The 15,640-nt window shown below is 70.5% G+C and carries 12 protein-coding genes; 3 read left to right on the forward strand and 9 right to left on the reverse strand.

The window, feature by feature from the left end:
• Positions 1-94: 94 nt before the first annotated feature.
• The 8 genes from rodA to ACF1CT_RS14325 all read right to left on the reverse strand — a co-directional run bounded on the left by rodA (position 95) and on the right by ACF1CT_RS14325 (position 9,102).
• Positions 95-1,285 carry a rod shape-determining protein RodA gene (rodA, locus tag ACF1CT_RS14290; protein WP_391784105.1) on the reverse strand — a complete coding sequence of 397 codons (1,191 nt, stop codon included), beginning with the start codon at positions 1,283-1,285 and terminating at the stop codon, positions 95-97.
• Entirely contained in the window at positions 1,285-3,450 is a 2,166-nt protein-coding gene (gene mrdA / locus ACF1CT_RS14295) for a penicillin-binding protein 2 (RefSeq protein WP_391784106.1), read from the reverse strand. The genes rodA and mrdA overlap by 1 nt, the downstream gene beginning before the upstream one ends.
• Positions 3,451-3,517: 67 nt before the next feature.
• A complete protein-coding gene (gene mreD / locus ACF1CT_RS14300) occupies positions 3,518-4,180 on the reverse strand; it encodes a rod shape-determining protein MreD (RefSeq protein ID WP_391784107.1) in 663 nt (220 codons plus the stop codon).
• 10 nt (positions 4,181-4,190) lie between these two features.
• Positions 4,191-5,231: a rod shape-determining protein MreC gene (mreC, locus tag ACF1CT_RS14305; protein ID WP_391784108.1), complete on the reverse strand. Its 1,041-nt coding sequence runs from the start codon at positions 5,229-5,231 to the stop codon at positions 4,191-4,193.
• Between the two features lie 142 nt (positions 5,232-5,373).
• Positions 5,374-6,393 carry a rod shape-determining protein gene (locus ACF1CT_RS14310; protein WP_391784109.1) on the reverse strand — a complete coding sequence of 340 codons (1,020 nt, stop codon included), beginning with the start codon at positions 6,391-6,393 and terminating at the stop codon, positions 5,374-5,376.
• Between the two features lie 312 nt (positions 6,394-6,705).
• Positions 6,706-7,119 carry a nucleoside-diphosphate kinase gene (ndk, locus tag ACF1CT_RS14315; RefSeq protein ID WP_391784110.1) on the reverse strand — a complete coding sequence of 138 codons (414 nt, stop codon included), beginning with the start codon at positions 7,117-7,119 and terminating at the stop codon, positions 6,706-6,708.
• Positions 7,120-7,215: 96 nt separating this feature from the next.
• Positions 7,216-7,575, reverse strand: coding sequence for a DUF4233 domain-containing protein (locus tag ACF1CT_RS14320; protein ID WP_391784111.1), 360 nt, complete (start codon positions 7,573-7,575; stop codon positions 7,216-7,218).
• A gap of 3 nt (positions 7,576-7,578) precedes the next feature.
• Positions 7,579-9,102, reverse strand: coding sequence for a bifunctional folylpolyglutamate synthase/dihydrofolate synthase (locus ACF1CT_RS14325; protein ID WP_391784112.1), 1,524 nt, complete (start codon positions 9,100-9,102; stop codon positions 7,579-7,581).
• Between the two features lie 140 nt (positions 9,103-9,242).
• On the opposite strand from ACF1CT_RS14325, the gene ACF1CT_RS14330 reads away from it, so the two are divergent.
• From ACF1CT_RS14330 to ACF1CT_RS14340, 3 genes are all read left to right on the forward strand, one after another.
• Positions 9,243-9,971, forward strand: coding sequence for a response regulator transcription factor (locus ACF1CT_RS14330; RefSeq protein ID WP_391784113.1), 729 nt, complete (start codon positions 9,243-9,245; stop codon positions 9,969-9,971).
• 265 nt (positions 9,972-10,236) lie between these two features.
• A complete protein-coding gene (gene wecB / locus ACF1CT_RS14335; RefSeq protein ID WP_391784114.1) occupies positions 10,237-11,382 on the forward strand; it encodes a non-hydrolyzing UDP-N-acetylglucosamine 2-epimerase in 1,146 nt (381 codons plus the stop codon).
• A gap of 160 nt (positions 11,383-11,542) precedes the next feature.
• Positions 11,543-12,916, forward strand: a complete 1,374-nt coding sequence (locus tag ACF1CT_RS14340) for a glycosyltransferase family 2 protein (RefSeq protein WP_391784115.1) — start codon at positions 11,543-11,545, stop codon at positions 12,914-12,916.
• Between the two features lie 89 nt (positions 12,917-13,005).
• On the opposite strand, the gene ACF1CT_RS14345 is transcribed toward ACF1CT_RS14340, so the two are convergent.
• On the reverse strand, positions 13,006-15,627 hold the full coding sequence (locus ACF1CT_RS14345) for a valine--tRNA ligase (protein WP_391784116.1): 2,622 nt from the start codon (positions 15,625-15,627) through the stop codon (positions 13,006-13,008).
• Between the last annotated feature and the right edge of the window lie 13 nt (positions 15,628-15,640).

Genomic DNA, 15,640 nt, shown 5'->3' on the forward strand with positions numbered 1-15,640 from the left:
CCCCGGCACGCACGCTTCCGGCGTCGTCGCCGGCCGGGAACCGCACGCACCGGAGGGCGTCCACCGTCCGGTCCGGGCTCACCCGACCGGGCGCTCAGGCGCTTATCGGCCGCTGCACCCTGATCGACTGGAGCAGTCCGACGGCGACCCAGACGGCGAACATCGAGGAGCCCCCGTACGACACGAACGGCAGCGGCAGCCCGGCGACCGGCATGATGCCGAGCGTCATCCCGATGTTCTCGAACGCCTGGAAGGCGAACCAGGCGATGATCCCGGCGGCCACGACGGTGCCGTACAGCTCGGTCGTCTCGCGGGCGATCCGGCAGGCGCGCCACAGGACGACGCCGAGCAGGACGAGGATCAGTCCGGCGCCGAGGAAGCCGAGTTCCTCGCCCGCGACGGTGAAGACGAAGTCGGTCTGCTGCTCGGGGACGAACTGTCCGGTGGTCTGGGTGCCCTGGAAGAGGCCCGTTCCGGTGAGTCCGCCGGAGCCGATCGCGATGCGGGCCTGGTTGGTGTTGTAGCCGACGCCCGCCGGGTCGAGCGCCGGGTTGGCGAAGGCGGCGAAGCGGGCGATCTGGTACTCGTCGAGCAGGCCGAGCTGCCAGACCGCGACGGCGCCGGCCACGCCCGTGCCGAGCAGGCCGAAGATCCAGCGGTTGGAGGCGCCGGAGGCGAGGAGCACACCGAGCACGATGACGGCCATGACCATCACGGAGCCGAGGTCGGGCATCCCCATGACGACGGCCATCGGAACGGCGGCCAGGCCGAGGGCCTTGGCGACGGTCCGGTGGTCGGGGTGGAGCTGGTCGCCCGCGTCGACGCGTTCGGCGAGGAGCATCGCCATGATCAGGATGATGGTGATCTTGGTGAACTCGGACGGCTGGATGGAGAAGCCGCCGCCGATGATGATCCAGGCGTGCGCGCCGTTGACGGTGGCGCCGAGCGGGGTGAGGACCGCCAGCACGAAGAGCACCGAGAGGCCGTAGAGGATCGGGACGGCGCCGCGCAGGGTGCGGTGGCCGAGCCAGATCGTGCCGATCATCAGGGCGAAGCCGATGCCGGTGTTGAGGACGTGCCGGAACAGGAAGTAGTACGGGTCGCCGTGGGTGAGCGAGTCCCGTCCCCGGGTCGCCGAGTACACCAGCAGCGAGCCGATGAACGAGAGCGCGAGCGCGGAGCCGAGCAGCGGCCAGTCGAGCCGGCGGACCACGGAGTCGCGGGCGACGAGCTTGCCCCAGGCGGAGCGTTCGGGGGCGTAGCGCGAGACGGAGAAACCGGCCATCAGTCGCGCCTCCCCAGAATCGCGGCGAGGGTCTGGCCGTCCGGCGTCTTCTGCGAGGCCGGGTTGTAGGGCTTGATCTCCGGGGCGTCGATGGAGCCGTCCTGCTGGATCTTCGGCAGGGACTTCTGCGGGGTGGGCAGCAGGGCCTTCTTCAGGTCCTGCTTGCCGGAGTCGTCGAGGCCGTAGATGGCGTCGTAGATGTTGCGCACGGCGGGCCCGGACGCGCCGGAGCCGGTGCCGCCCTGGGAGATCGTCATGACGATCGAGTAGTCCTTGGTGTACGTGGCGAACCAGGAGGTCGTCTGCTTGCCGTAGACCTCGGCCGTACCCGTCTTGGCGTGCATCGGGATCTTGTCCTGCGGCCAGCCGCCGAACCGCCAGGCGGCCGAACCGCGGGTCGCGACCCCCGCGAGGGCCCCGTCGATCTCGTCGCGGGTCTTGCGCGAGAAGGGCAGCTTGCCGTGCGACGTGGGTTTGATCTCCTGGACGGTCTTGCCGTCGCCGCTGACGATCGCCTTGCCGACGGCGGGGTCGTAGAGGGTGCCGCCGTTGGAGATGGCCGCGTAGATGGTGGCCATCTGGATCGGGGTGACGAGGGTGTCGCCCTGGCCGATCGAGTAGTTGACGGAGTCACCGGCGCGCATCTTGCCGCCTTCGAGGCAGTTCTCGTACGCGATCTTCTCGACGTAGGTGCCGTCCTTCTTGCCCTGCTTGCACCAGGCGTCCTTGTTCGCCTCGTAGAAGTCCTTCTTCCACTTGCGGTCGGGGACGCGGCCGCTCACCTCGTTGGGGAGGTCGATGCCGGTCTCCTTGCCGAGGCCGAACTGGTGGGCGGTCTTGTAGAACCAGTCCTTGGGGTCCTTCTTCGGCTTGTTGCCGCCGTCCTTCTGCCATTCCTTGTGCGCGATGCCGTAGTAGACGGTGTCGCAGGAGACTTCGAGGGCCCGGCCGATGGTGATGTCCCCGTAGCCCTGGGACTCGAAGTTCTTGAAGGTCTGCCCGCCGACGTTGTACGAGCTGGGGCAGGGGTAGTGACCGTCGAACGGGTATCCGGCGTTGACCGCGGCGGTCGACGAGATGACCTTGAAGATCGAGCCGGGGGCGGCCTGGGCCTGGATGGCCCGGTTCAGCAGCGGGAAGTTGGACTTGGGCCCGGTGAGCTTGGCGTAGTCCTTGACCGAGATGCCGCCGACCCAGGCGTTGGGGTCGTAGTTGGGCAGCGAGGCCATCGCGACGACGCGCCCGGTCTTGGCCTCCATGACGACGACGGCGCCGGAGTCGGCCTTGTAGTTCTGGTTGGTGTTCTTGTCGAAGGTCTTGCGGACCTCCTTCATGGCGTTGTCGAGCTCGTACTCGGCGACGGCCTGGACCCGGGCGTCTATCGAGGTGACGACGCTGGAGCCGGCCTCCGCCTTGTCGTTCTTCGCCTCGCCGATGACCCGGCCCAGGTTGTCGACCTCGTAGCGGGTGACCCCGGCCTTGCCGCGCAGCTCCTTGTCGTAGGTGCGCTCCAGACCGGAGCGGCCCACCTGGTCGGAGCGCAGGTACGGCGAGTCGGTGTCCTGGGCCTTGGTGATCTCCTCGTCGGTGACCGGCGAGAGGTAGCCGAGGACCTGGGCGGTGTTGGCCTTGCCGGGGGCGGGGTAGCGGCGCACTGCGGTGGGTTCGGCGGTGATGCCGGGGAAGTCCTCGGCGCGTTCGCGGATCGTGAGGGCCTGCTGGGTGGTGGCCTCGTCGGTGACCGGGATCGGCTGGTAGGGCGAACCGTTCCAGCAGGGCTGGGGGGTCTTCGCGTCGCAGAGCCGGACCTTGTCGATGACCTCCTGCGGCTTCATGCCGAGGATGCCGGCGAGCCGGGTGAGGACGTCCTTGCCGTCGTCGTCCATCTTCATCAGCTCGGTGCGGCTGGCGGAGACCACCAGGCGGGTCTCGTTGTCGGCGAGCGGCACGCCGCGCGCGTCGAGGATGGAGCCGCGGACGGCGGGCTGGACGACCTGCTGGACGTGGTTGTTCTTCGCCTCGTCGCTGTATTCCTGGCCGTTGCGGATCTGGAGGTACCAGAGCCGCCCGCCGAGGGTGAACAGCAGGGAGAACACAAGGACCTGGATGACGACGAGCCGGATCTGGACCCTGGGGGTCCGGCCGGTCTCGGGGATGTTGCTCACGGGGTGCCCCCGGTGGTGGTCGGGCCGGAGTGGGAGGTGCCGGGGGTGGCCGCCGGATGCCGGTGCCTCACAGTCGCTTGACTCCCTTGATCCGTCCGGCGCGTGCCGCCCGGCCGCGGGCCGCCCTGACGCGCATTCCGCCGCGCCGGTCGCCGACCCGCAGTCCGGTGCCCGAGGCCAGCCAGCCGGACGTCACGTCGCCGCCGCCGGACGCGTCGGCGACCGGATCGTTCACCGTGCGTCTGGCGACCGCCATGACCAGCGGCACGACGAACGGGGCGAGCAGCAAGTCGTAGAGGGCGGCGGTGAACAGCAGGCTGCCGAGGCCCACGTGACGGGCCGCGGTGTCGCCGACGAGCGCGCCGACGACGGCGTACAGCAGGGTCGAGCCGATCGCGGCGCCGACCACTCCGGCCATCGGCACGAACGCGGACTTGAGCTGGCCGTTCTCCGGCTTGAGCAGTCCGGCGAAGTAGCCGATGACGCAGAGGACCAGGGCGTAGCGCCCGGCCGCGTGGTCGGCGGGCGGTGCCAGGTCGGCGAGGAGCCCCGCGCCGAAGCCGATGAGGGCACCGCTGACATGCCCGTACACGAAGGCGAGGGCGAGGACGACGAGGAGCAGCAGGTCCGGCACGGCGCCGGGCAGTTGGAGGCGGGCGAGCACCGAGACCTGGATGACGAGGGCGACCACGACCAGGACGGTGGAGAGCAGAATCCGGTTCAGACGCATGGGATCAGCTCTACCTCTGCTCGTTGACCGCGGTGCCGGTGCCGGGACTGCCGCCGGGACTCGGGCCGCCGCTCGGGTCGGGGCTCTCGTGGATGTTCCCGACGACGTTGCCGTCGGTGTCGACGATGTCGCCGTTGGGCGAGATCGTCACGGTGACGGTCGGCGTGGGCTTCGGCTTGGCCGGCTTGGCGGGAGCCTTGGGCAGCACCATGTCGCGGGGGTCCTCGCGCGGGGCCTGGACGACGATGCCGACGATGTCGAGCTTGGTGAACCCGACGTACGGGTTGACGTAGACCGTACGGGTCAGGCCGCCGCCGGACGGGTCGACGCGGACGACCTCGCCGACCGGGACGCCCGGCACGAACGGCTTGCCCTTGCTGGAGCCGAAGGTGACCAGACGGTCGCCCTTCTTCACCTTGGCCTTGCCGTTGAGGAACTGGACGGACAACGGCCGGGCGCCCTGGCCGGTGGCGAAGCCGAGTTCGTCGGTCTTCTCCATGCGGGTGCCGACGGTGAAGTCGGGGTCGTTGGCGAGGAGCACCGTGGAGGTGGACGGGGCGACGGTGGTGACCCGGCCGACGAGTCCGTCGCCGTTGATGACGGTCATGTCGCGCTCGATGCCGTCCCGGGAACCGGCGTCGATGGTGATGGTCCAGGAGAAGCCCTGGGCCGCTCCTATGGCGACGACCTCGGCGGCCTTGATGCCGTACTGTCCGGCGGCCGACTTCTTCAGCATCTTGTCGAGTTCGCGGACCCGGTTGCGGTTCTGGTCGTCGCTGCCGAGCTTCGTCTTGAGCGCGGCGTTCTGCCGTTCCAGTTCGGCGATGCGGTTGTGCCGGGTGCCGGAGTCGCGGACCGCTCCTATGGCGTTGCCCACCGGGTCGACGGCGGCCGCGACACCGTTCTCGACAGGTCCGAAGACCGTGGCGGCGGCCCGCCTGGCGCCGTCCACCGGTGATGCCTCGCCGCCCCGGATGTCCACCGTGATCAGTGCGAATGCGATGGCGATCAGCAGCACCAGGAGCAGCCGGCTCTCTCGTGTGTCCCTCACGTGCGGCGGCCGTGCCTTCCTCGTCGGAATATTCGTGCCTGTATATCAACGATCCGCCGTGCGGATCGGCAGGGGTCCGCACAGCGGACCGCTGTGTTGTCCACCCGCGTGCGCTGCCGGCACGCGGGTGGGTCGTGCCGTGTTACCTGCGGGGCTGCGCGTCCAGCACCTGCTGGAGCGCCTCGAACTCCTCGACACACTTGCCGGATCCGAGCGCCACCGAGTCCAGCGGGTCCTCGGCGATGTGGATCGGCATGCCGGTCTCCCGGCGCAGCCGCTCGTCCAGTCCGCGCAGCAGCGCGCCGCCGCCGGTGAGGACGATGCCGCGGTCCATGACGTCGCCGGAGAGCTCCGGCGGGCACTTGTCGAGCGTGGTCTTCACCGCGTCGACGATCGCGTTGACCGGCTCCTCGATGGCCTTGCGGACCTCGTCCGCCGAGATGACCACGGTCTTGGGCAGCCCGGAGACCAGGTCGCGGCCACGGATCTCGGTGTGCTCGTCCTGGTCCAGGTCGTCGGCCGAACCGATGGTGATCTTGATCTGTTCGGCGGAGCGCTCACCGAGGAGGAGCGAGTACTCCTTCTTGATGTGCTGGATGATCGCGTTGTCCAGTTCGTCGCCGGCGACCCGGATCGACTGGGCGGTGACGATCCCGCCGAGCGAGATGACGGCGACCTCGGTGGTGCCGCCGCCGATGTCGACGACCATGTTGCCGGTGGCCTCGTGGACCGGCAGCCCGGAACCGATGGCCGCCGCCATGGGCTCCTCGATGATGTGCACCTGACGGGCACCGGCCTGCGTCGACGCCTCGATGACGGCGCGGCGCTCGACCCCGGTGATGCCGGAGGGCACGCAGACCACGACTCGCGGGCGGGCCAGGTAGCGGCGCTTGTGGATCTTCAGGATGAAGTAGCGGAGCATCCGCTCGGTGATTTCGAAGTCGGCGATCACGCCGTCCTTCAGCGGGCGCACGGCGACGATGTTGCCCGGCGTGCGTCCGATCATCTTCTTGGCCTCGGAGCCGACCGCGAGGATGCCGCCGGTGTTGGTGTTGATGGCCACGACGGACGGCTCGTTCAGAACGATGCCGCGCCCCCTGACGTACACCAGCGTGTTGGCAGTCCCGAGGTCGATAGCCATGTCACGACCGATGAACGACATTGATTTCCCCTTGTTCCCCATGAGGATGCGTCGGGCCTTCCGGAAAAGCGACGATGGCTTGTTCTGGTCGGCGAGATGGGCGCTGTGGGCGTGGAGTATTCCATCGTAGTGCCGTGTGCACGGACACCGCGCGAGGGTCCTTCGCCGTTGTGGGCGGAACGGGTGGCCGTTCCACTCATGGTGACGTTACGTCGGAGTGATGCGTTCCCGCGACCCGGTCCGCTATGCCGAAAGGCGACCGAATTAATTCGGTCGCCCCAGGTCATGAGCGCTGTTCGGCTGATCCGAGGTCAGAAAACTCCCGGTCGGAGGTCAGAAGACTCCCGGAAAGAAAAGCTTCAGTTCCCGCTCCGCGGACTCCTCCGAGTCCGAGGCGTGGATGAGGTTCTCCCGGGTGATCGTGCCGAGGTCGCCCCGGATGGAGCCGGGCGCGGCGGCGATCGGGTCGGTGGGTCCGGCCAGCGTACGGATGCCCTCGATGACCCGCTCGCCCTCGGCGACCAGCGCCACGACCGGGCCGGAGAGCATGAACTCGACGAGCGGCTCGTAGAACGGGCGTCCGACGTGCTCGGCGTAGTGCTGCTCCAGGGTGGCACGGTCGAGGGTGCGCAGCTCCAGCGCGGTGATCCGCCAGCCGGCCTTGCGCTCGATCCGCCCGACGATCTCGCCGACCAGTCCGCGCCGGACGGCGTCGGGCTTGAGCAGAACGAGGGTGCGCTGGGTCATGGTGTGCGGCTCCTTGCGGGCATGCGAGTGCGGTTCTGCGAGGCTACAGGGGTACGGGGACCGGTCCGCGGCCGGGTTTGGCCAAAGGTTACGGGATCAGCCGCCCGCCGGAGCCTCCGCCGCCTCCTGCGCCGCCGCCCAACGGGCCTTCGCCTCGTCGATCTTGCGGCCGTAGTGCACCGAGGCCCACCACAGCGCGCCGAAAATCACTCCGAGGACGAACATCATCGGAACGACGAAACCGCTGGCCACCAGGGCGATCTGGAGCGCCCAGCCGAGTTGCAGGCCACCCGGACGGGAAATCATCCCGCAGAGCAGCACGGAGAGCAGCATGCCGATGCCGCACACCGTCCAGACCGTGGCGGTCGTCAGATCGTCGGACTTCATGGCGACGAGACCGGCGAAACCAATCACAAAGAATTCACCGAGCAGCGTCGACGCGCAGAGCATTCGCATGGATCAGCGCCTTCCCAGCAGCAGCCGGGCCTCGCCGACCGTGATCACCGAACCGGTCACCAGGACCCCGGCGCCCGCGTACTCGTCCTCCTCCTCGGCGAGGGTGATCGCCGCCTCCAGCGCGTCGTCGAGCCGCGGCTCCACCTGGACGCGCTCGTCGCCGAAGACCTCGACGGCGACGGCGGCCAGGGCGTCGGCGTCCATCGCTCGGGGGGTGGAGTTCTGGGTGACGACGACCTCGGCGAAGATCGGCTCGAAGGCTTCGAGGAGCCCCTTGACGTCCTTGTCGCCGCTGGCGCCGACCACACCGATGAGCCGGGAGAAGCCGAACGCCTCGGAGATCCCCTCGGCGGTGGCCAGGGCGCCGGCCGGGTTGTGGGCCGCGTCCAGGACGACAGTCGGGCTGGAACGGACCACTTCGAGACGGCCCGGCGAGATCACCGAGGCGAACGCCCGGCGGACCGTGTCCACGTCGAGCGGGCCGGGGCGCTCGGCGCCGACACCGAAGAACGCCTCCACGGCACACAGCGCCACCACCGCGTTGTGCGCCTGGTGGGCACCGTAGAGCGGGAGGAAGATCTCTTCGTACTCGCCGCCGAGACCGCGCAGCGTCAGCAACTGTCCGCCGACGGCGACCTCGCGCGAGACGACACCGAACTCCATGCCCTCGCGGGCGACCGTGGCGTCGACCTCGACCGCCTTCTTCAGCATCACCTGTGCGGCGTCGACCGGCTGCTGCGCGAGGACGACCGTCGCGTCCTGCTTGATGATCCCGGACTTCTCCCCGGCGATCTCGGCGGGCGTGGAGCCCAGCCGGTCGGTGTGGTCCAGCGAGATCGGGGTGATCACGGCGACCGGGGCGTCGATGACGTTCGTCGCGTCCCAGGCACCGCCCATGCCGACCTCGACGACGGCGACGTCGACCGGCGCGTCGGCGAACGCCGCGTACGCCATGGCCGTCAGCACCTCGAAGAAGGAGAGCCGGTAGGGCTGGTCCCTGTCGACCATCTCCACGTACGGCTGGATGTCCCGGTACGTCTCGACGAACCGCTCGGGGTCCATCGGGGCGCCGTCCAGGCTGATCCGCTCGGTGATCGACTGGACGTGCGGCGAGGTGTAACGGCCGGTACGCAGGTCGAAGGCGCCGAGCAGGGCCTCGATCATGCGGGCCGTGCTCGTCTTGCCGTTGGTCCCGGTGATGTGGATCGAGGGGTAGGCGCGCTGCGGCTCGCCGAGCACGTCCATCAGGGCGGCGATGCGCGTGACGGACGGCTCCAGCTTGGTCTCGCCCCAGCGGCCGGCGAGCTCCTGCTCGACCGCGCGCAGCGCCTTGTCCACTTCGGGGTCGGCGGGGCGGGTCGGGACCTCCTGGCCCTGCGGCGGCCCCGAGCGGGTGCGCAGCGTACGGCTCCCGACCTCGATCACCGCCAGGTCGGGGTCGCGCTGGGTCGCCTCGTCGACGATCTCCGCGAAGGCGTCGTCGGAGTCGGAGGCGTCGTGCCGGTCGGAAGGGCGGGGCTCACTCACGGGGCCAGTCTACGGATGGGCACCGGCATCGTGCGCGGCGCCCGGCGACGGCCCCGCCCCGCTCCCGGTGGCGTGCCGCCTCGACGACACGGTGTGGCGGAGGGCGTCCGGTGCTGCGGCGGAACGCGCCGGAGCGGCGCATGGTGGGAAGTGTGCGCCCGCGTCCACTGATCCTGATCGCCGTCCCGGACGGTCCGCATCCGGCGCTCGCCGCGTTCTGCGCCGTGCCGGGGTTCGAGACGCTGATCGTCCACACCGGCGGGAGCGCGCTGCGCGCCCTGTACAAACACCGTCCCGACGGGCTGATCCTGAGCCTGCGCCTGCCCGGTCTCGATCCGTGGGAGCTGCTGGAGCGGGTGCGCGACATGAGCGATCTGCCGATCGCGGTGGTGGATCAGGTGTACCGGGTGGCGGACGCGGCCCGCGCCCTGGAGGCCGGGGCGGACGACTACCTGACCCCCGACCTGTCCCGACGGCTGTACGGGCCGCTGCTGCGAGCCCGACTGCGGCGGGCCGTCGAATCCGCGCCGCAGCCGGCGTCCCTGATCGAGGACGGTCTGTTCACCCTGGACCTGAGCGCGCACGAGGCGGTGCTCGCGGGGCACTGGCTCGACCTCACTCCTACCGAGTTCGCCCTGTTGGCCGCGCTCGTCCGCCATCCGGGTCAGGTGCTCTCCGCGGATCAGCTGCTGCGGATGGTGTGGGACCTGCCGGCGGACAGCGACGCCTCCCGGGTGAAGTACACGGTGCTGCGGCTGCGCCGGAAGATCGCCCGGACGACGGGGGCCCAGCCGCCGATCGAGACCGTACGGGGGGTGGGGTACCGCTACCCGGGTCCGGGCCGGCCGGTCCGCCCCGTTCAGGACTGACGGCCCGGGACCCGTGGTCGGGAGACCGTCCGACGTCCCGCCCGGGCGGGCCCAAGGTCCCGGTCTTCGGGTCCCCGTCCGGACGGCCCGGGCCGCCGCAACCGCGCCGCACCCCGCGCGCACCCGTGCTGCCACCGTCGCCGCCCAGCCTGGACTTCCCGGAGCGCCGGAGGCCGCACCGGTTCGCCCCGCCCTCCCCGAGGAGGTCCGGGGCGACGCACATCGGGCCGGGAACGGCGAACGGACGAGACAGGACGACACCCGCATGCACACCGCACTCCCCACCCGCTCCGTCGCCGTGGTGCTGGGAACCCGGCCCGAACTGGTGAAGCTGGCCCCCGTCGTCCACCGGCTGGGCGATGCCGCCCGCCTCGTCCACACCGGCCAGCACTGGGACGACGCCATGTCGGGCCGGTTCCTCCAGGAGCTGGGACTTCCCCGGCCCGAGCTGCTCGACAGCATCGGGGGCACCTCGCGCGCCGTGCAGATCGGCCGTTCCCTGGAGCAGCTGGACGCGCTGTTCGCCGCGGACCGTCCGGCCGCCGTCGTCGTCCAGGGCGACACCAACGCCACCCTGGCGGGCGCCCTCGCCGCCAACGCGCGGGCGATCCCCCTCGTCCACGTCGAGGCCGGGCTGCGCAGCCACGACCCGGCGATGCCGGAGGAGCACAATCGCGTCCTCGTCGACTCGATCTCCGACGTGCTGTGCGCGGCGACGCCCGAGAACCGGGCGAACCTGCTCGCCGAGGGCGTCTCCCCCGCCCGGATCACCGTCACCGGCAACACCGTCGTCGAGGCCGTCCGCCGTCACCTGCCCGGACCGGACGAGCGCACCGGCCTGCTCGCCCGCCACGGGCTCGTCCCCGACCGGTTCGTCCTCGCCACGGTGCACCGCCCGGAGAACACCGACGGCCCGGCAACCCTGCGTACCGTCCTGACCGAGCTCGCCGCCCTCGCCACCGACGAGGTCCCCGTCCTGCTCCCCCTGCACCCGCGCACCCGGGCCCGCGTCGAGGCGGACCGCCTGGACCACCTCCTCGCCTCCGTCCGGGTCCTCGAACCGCTCGGATACGGGGAGTTCCTGGGGCTGGCCCGGCACGCCGCGCTGCTGATCTCCGACTCGGGCGGCGTCCAGGAGGAGTGCACCGTGCTGGGCCGCCCGCTGATCGTGGTCCGCCGGTCCACCGAGCGCCCCGAGGCGATGGCCGACTTCGCCCATCTGGTGGCACCGGGCCCCGGGATCGGGCGGCTGGCACGCCACCGCCTCGCCGAGGGCGACCACGGGCTGCGACGGCTGGCCCGGCTGCCGAGCCCGTACGGCGACGGGCGTGCCGCCGAGCGGATCGCGCGGCTCGTCGCCTCGGCCGTGCGGCCCGCCGCCGACGCGCGGACGCTACCGCTGGCGGCCTGACGGCCCCGTCACGCGCAAGCCCGGAAACGCGGAAGCGGAAACGCGGAAACGGAACCCCGCCGTCGCGAGGAACCGGAAGCCCGTCGCAAAGAACCCCCGTCCCAAAGAACCCCGTCACGAGAATCCCGCCGCACGGGAGCAGACCCGAGAAAGCAGCGCCGTGCCCACCTCACTCGCCGTCGCCCTGGCCCTGTACCCCTTCGTCCTCCTGCTGGGCTTCCTGCTCTACTGGGCCGGGGCCCGCAGGTCGTACACGCGCCGCTCCCCCGTGGAGCCGGGCGACGCCTCCCGGTTCGACTGGCACTTCTTCGTGCCGTGCCGCGACGAGGAGGCGGTCGTCGGCACCACCGTGACCCGGCTGCGCACCGACTTCCCGGCCTCGCACGTCTGGGTGATCGACGACGACAGCGACGACCGCACGGGCGCGATCGTCGCGGAACTCGCCGCGGACGACGCCCGCGTGCACCTGGTCGCCCGCCGCCGCCCGAACGCCAGGACCGGGAAGGGCGCGGCACTCAACACCGCGTACGACCGCCTCGGGGCGTTCCTGCCGGAGGGCACCGACCGTACCCGCGTCGTCGTCTGTGTGGTGGACGCGGACGGACGGCTCGACCCGCGTGCCCTGGAACGGGTGTCGGGTCCCGGGGCGTTCGGCGATCCGGACGTCGGAGGCGTGCAGATCGGCGTGCGGATGCGCAACGCCGACGACCGGCGGCCGTTCCCGGAACGGGGCCGCACGGTCAACGCCCTGGCCCGGACCCTGGTGCGGATGCAGGACATGGAGTTCGCGGTGTCCAACGCCGGAATGCAACTGCTGCGCAACCGCACCGGTTCCACCGGCCTCGGCGGCAACGGCCAGTTCACCCGGCTGGCCGCGCTGGACCGGATCGCGGCGGCCGAGCGCCGGCCCTGGCTTGAGGGCGCGCTCCTGGAGGACTACGAACTCGGCCTGCACATGCTGCTGGCCGGCCACCGCATCACGCACGTCGCCGACACCTGGGTCTCCCAGGAGGCCCTGCCCGGCGCCCGTCGGCTGCTGACCCAGCGCACCCGTTGGGCCCAGGGCAACCTCCAGTGCGTGCGGTACGCGCCCCGGATCGTCTCGTCCCGGCACATCGGCGGCCGCGGGGTGCTGGAGACGCTCTACACCTTCCTGCAACCGCTCGCCCATCTGCTGACCCTGGCACTGACCGTGGTCCTGCTCGGCGTCCTCGCCGTCACGGCCGCGACCGGGCAGGGCACCACCGACGGACTCGGCAGGCTCCTGGAGCACTGGCCGCTGGTCCTGGCCCTGGCCGCCGCGTCGGTCCTCCCGTTCGTCCTGTGGGGCCCGCTCTACCGCCGGGACCACGCCCCCGACGCGTCCCTGGTGACGTCGCTGCTGTGGGGTGTGGCGCTGTGGCTGTACGCGTACCACCTGTTCGTCGTCTCGGCGCGGGCCTTCGCGCGCATGCTGCGCGGTCGCAACGGCTGGGCCAAGACCCGCCGCAACGCGGAGCCGCCGACCGCGGGCCCGGTCGCGCTGGAGTCCTGACCCCAGAAGGTCGGCGATCACCGGGTCCCGGCGACGACGAGGCCCCGTACCCCCTGCGAGGGGGGTACGGGGCCTCGTCGTCGGTGTGCTCAGCCCTGCGGCAGCTTCGCCAGCTGGGCGGTGATCCGCTCGATGTCCGCCTCGGCCTTGGCGAGCCGGCCGCGGATCTTGTCGACCACGTTGTCCGGGGCCTTGGCGAGGAACGCCTCGTTGCCGAGCTTGCCGCTCGCCTGCGCCTTCTCCTTCTCGGCGGCGCCCAGGTCCTTCGTCAGGCGCTTGCGCTCGGCCTCGACGTCGATGGTGCCGGACAGGTCGAGGGCGACCGTGGCCCCGGCGACCGGCAGCGACGCGGTGGCGTGGAAACCGTCCCCGGCGGGCTGGAGGCGCAGCACCTGGCGGATGGCCGCCTCGTGCGGGGCGAGCGCCGTACCGGCGAGGGTCAGCTCGGCCGGGACCTTCTGGCCGGGCTGGAGGCCCTGGTCGGAGCGGAACCGGCGAACCTCGGTGACGACCTGCTGGACCAGCTCGATCTCCCGCTCGGCGGCGTCGTCCCGGAAGCCGCTGTCCTTCGGCCAGTCGGCGACGACGACGGACTCCTTGCCGGTGAGCGTGGTCCAGAGCGTCTCGGTGACGAACGGGACGACCGGGTGCAGCAGTCGCAGCATCACGTCGAGGACCTCGCCGAGGACCCGGCCGGAGACCTTCGCCTGCTCGCCGCCCGCGAAGAACGTCGTCTTGGACAGCTCGACGTACCAGTCGAAGACCTCGTCCCACGCGAAGTGGTAGAGCGCCTCGCTGAGCTTGGCGAACTGGAAATCGTCGTAGAACGCGTCGACTTCGGCGACGGTCTTGTTGAGACGTGACAGGACCCACCGGTCGGTCACCGAAAGCTGCTCGACGGGCGGGAGTTCGCCCTCGATCGTGGCGCCGTTCATCAGCGCGAAGCGCGTGGCGTTCCAGATCTTGTTGGCGAAGTTGCGGGAGCCCTGGACCCAGTCCTCGCCGATCGGGACGTCGACCCCGGGGTTGGCGCCGCGCGCCAGGGTGAAGCGCAGCGCGTCGGAGCCGTACTTGTCCATCCAGTCCAGCGGGTTCACGACGTTGCCGAAGGACTTCGACATCTTCTTGCCGAACTCGTCGCGGACCATGCCGTGCAGGACGATGGTGTGGAAGGGCGGGACGCCGTCGTTGACGTACAGCCCGAACATCATCATCCGGGCGACCCAGAAGAAGAGGATGTCGTAGCCGGTGACCAGGACGGAGTTCGGGTAGAACTTCGCGAGGCTGTCGGTCTTCTCCGGCCAGCCGAGCGTGGAGAACGGCCACAGGCCGGAGGAGAACCAGGTGTCGAGGACGTCGCTGTCCTGCGTCCAGCCCTCACCGGTCGGGATCTCGTCGTCCGGTCCGACGCAGACGACCTCGCCGTTCGGGCCGTACCAGACGGGGATGCGGTGACCCCACCAGAGCTGGCGCGAGATGCACCAGTCGTGGAGGTTGTCGACCCAGTCGAAGTAGCGCTTCTCCATCTCCTGCGGATGGATCTTGACCTCGCCGTCGCGGACGGCGTCACCGGCCGCCTCGGCGAGCGGGCCGACCTTGACCCACCACTGGAGCGACAGGCGCGGCTCGACGGTGGTCTTGCAGCGCGAGCAGTGGCCGACGGAGTGGACGTACGGGCGCTTCTCGGCGACGATCCGGCCCTCGGCGCGCAGCGCGGCGACGATCGCGGAGCGGGCCTCCAACCGGTCCAGGCCCTCGAACGGGCCGGGGACGGTGATGACCGCACGCTCGTCCATGACGGTGAGGAACGGCAGGTCGTGGCGCTTGCCGATCTCGAAGTCGTTCGGGTCGTGGGCGGGCGTGACCTTCACGGCGCCGGTGCCGAACTCCGGGTCGACGTGGTGGTCGGCGACGACAGGGATGGTGCGGTCGGTCAGCGGCAGCTTGATCTGCTTGCCGACCAGGTGCTTGTAGCGCTCGTCGTCGGGGTGGACGGCGACGGCGGTGTCTCCGAGCATCGTCTCGGCGCGGGTGGTGGCGACGACGATGGTGTCGTCCCCCTCCCCGTACGTCATCGAGACGAGCTCGCCGTCGTCGTCCTGGTACTCGACCTCGATGTCCGAGATCGCGGTGAGACAGCGGGGGCACCAGTTGATGATGCGTTCGGCGCGGTAGATCAGCCCGTCGTCGTACATCTTCTTGAAGACGGTCTGGACGGCGGTGGACAGGCCCTCGTCCATCGTGAAGCGCTCACGCGACCAGGCGACGCCCTCGCCGAGCCGGCGCATCTGGCCGGAGATCTGGCCGCCCGACTCGTTCTTCCACTTCCACACGCGCTCGACGAACGCCTCGCGCCCCAGGTCGTGGCGGGACTTGCCCTCCTTGGCGAGCTCGCGCTCGACGACGTTCTGGGTGGCGATACCGGCGTGGTCCATACCGGGCTGGTACAGCGCCTCGAAGCCCTGCATCCGCTTGCGCCGGACGAGCGCGTCGATCAGCGTGTGCTCGAAGGCGTGCCCGAGGTGCAGGCTTCCGGTGACGTTCGGCGGCGGGATGACGATGGAGTACGGCGGCTTCTCGCTGTGCTCGTCGGCCTCGAAGTAACCCCGTTCTACCCAGCGCTCATACAGCTTCCCCTCTACCTCGGCCGGTGCGTACTGGGTCGGCAGTTCGGGGTTGCTGGCTGGCGTCTGCTGAGTGTTCTCGGTCACGGGGGACAGTTTA

Origin of the sequence: Streptomyces sp. NPDC014734, assembly GCF_043083325.1 — a bacterium.
Classification (GTDB): domain Bacteria; phylum Actinomycetota; class Actinomycetes; order Streptomycetales; family Streptomycetaceae; genus Streptomyces.

Coding starts and splice junctions, on each gene's coding strand:
- rodA (WP_391784105.1), bottom strand. CDS start 1,285: ATGGCCGGTTTCTCCGTCTCGCGCTACGCCCCCGAACGCTCCGCCTGG.
- mreD (WP_391784107.1), bottom strand. CDS start 4,180: ATGCGTCTGAACCGGATTCTGCTCTCCACCGTCCTGGTCGTGGTCGCC.
- ACF1CT_RS14310 (WP_391784109.1), bottom strand. CDS start 6,393: ATGTCGTTCATCGGTCGTGACATGGCTATCGACCTCGGGACTGCCAAC.
- ndk (WP_391784110.1), bottom strand. CDS start 7,119: ATGACCCAGCGCACCCTCGTTCTGCTCAAGCCCGACGCCGTCCGGCGC.
- ACF1CT_RS14320 (WP_391784111.1), bottom strand. CDS start 7,575: ATGCGAATGCTCTGCGCGTCGACGCTGCTCGGTGAATTCTTTGTGATT.
- ACF1CT_RS14330 (WP_391784113.1), top strand. CDS start 9,243: ATGGTGGGAAGTGTGCGCCCGCGTCCACTGATCCTGATCGCCGTCCCG.
- wecB (WP_391784114.1), top strand. CDS start 10,237: ATGCACACCGCACTCCCCACCCGCTCCGTCGCCGTGGTGCTGGGAACC.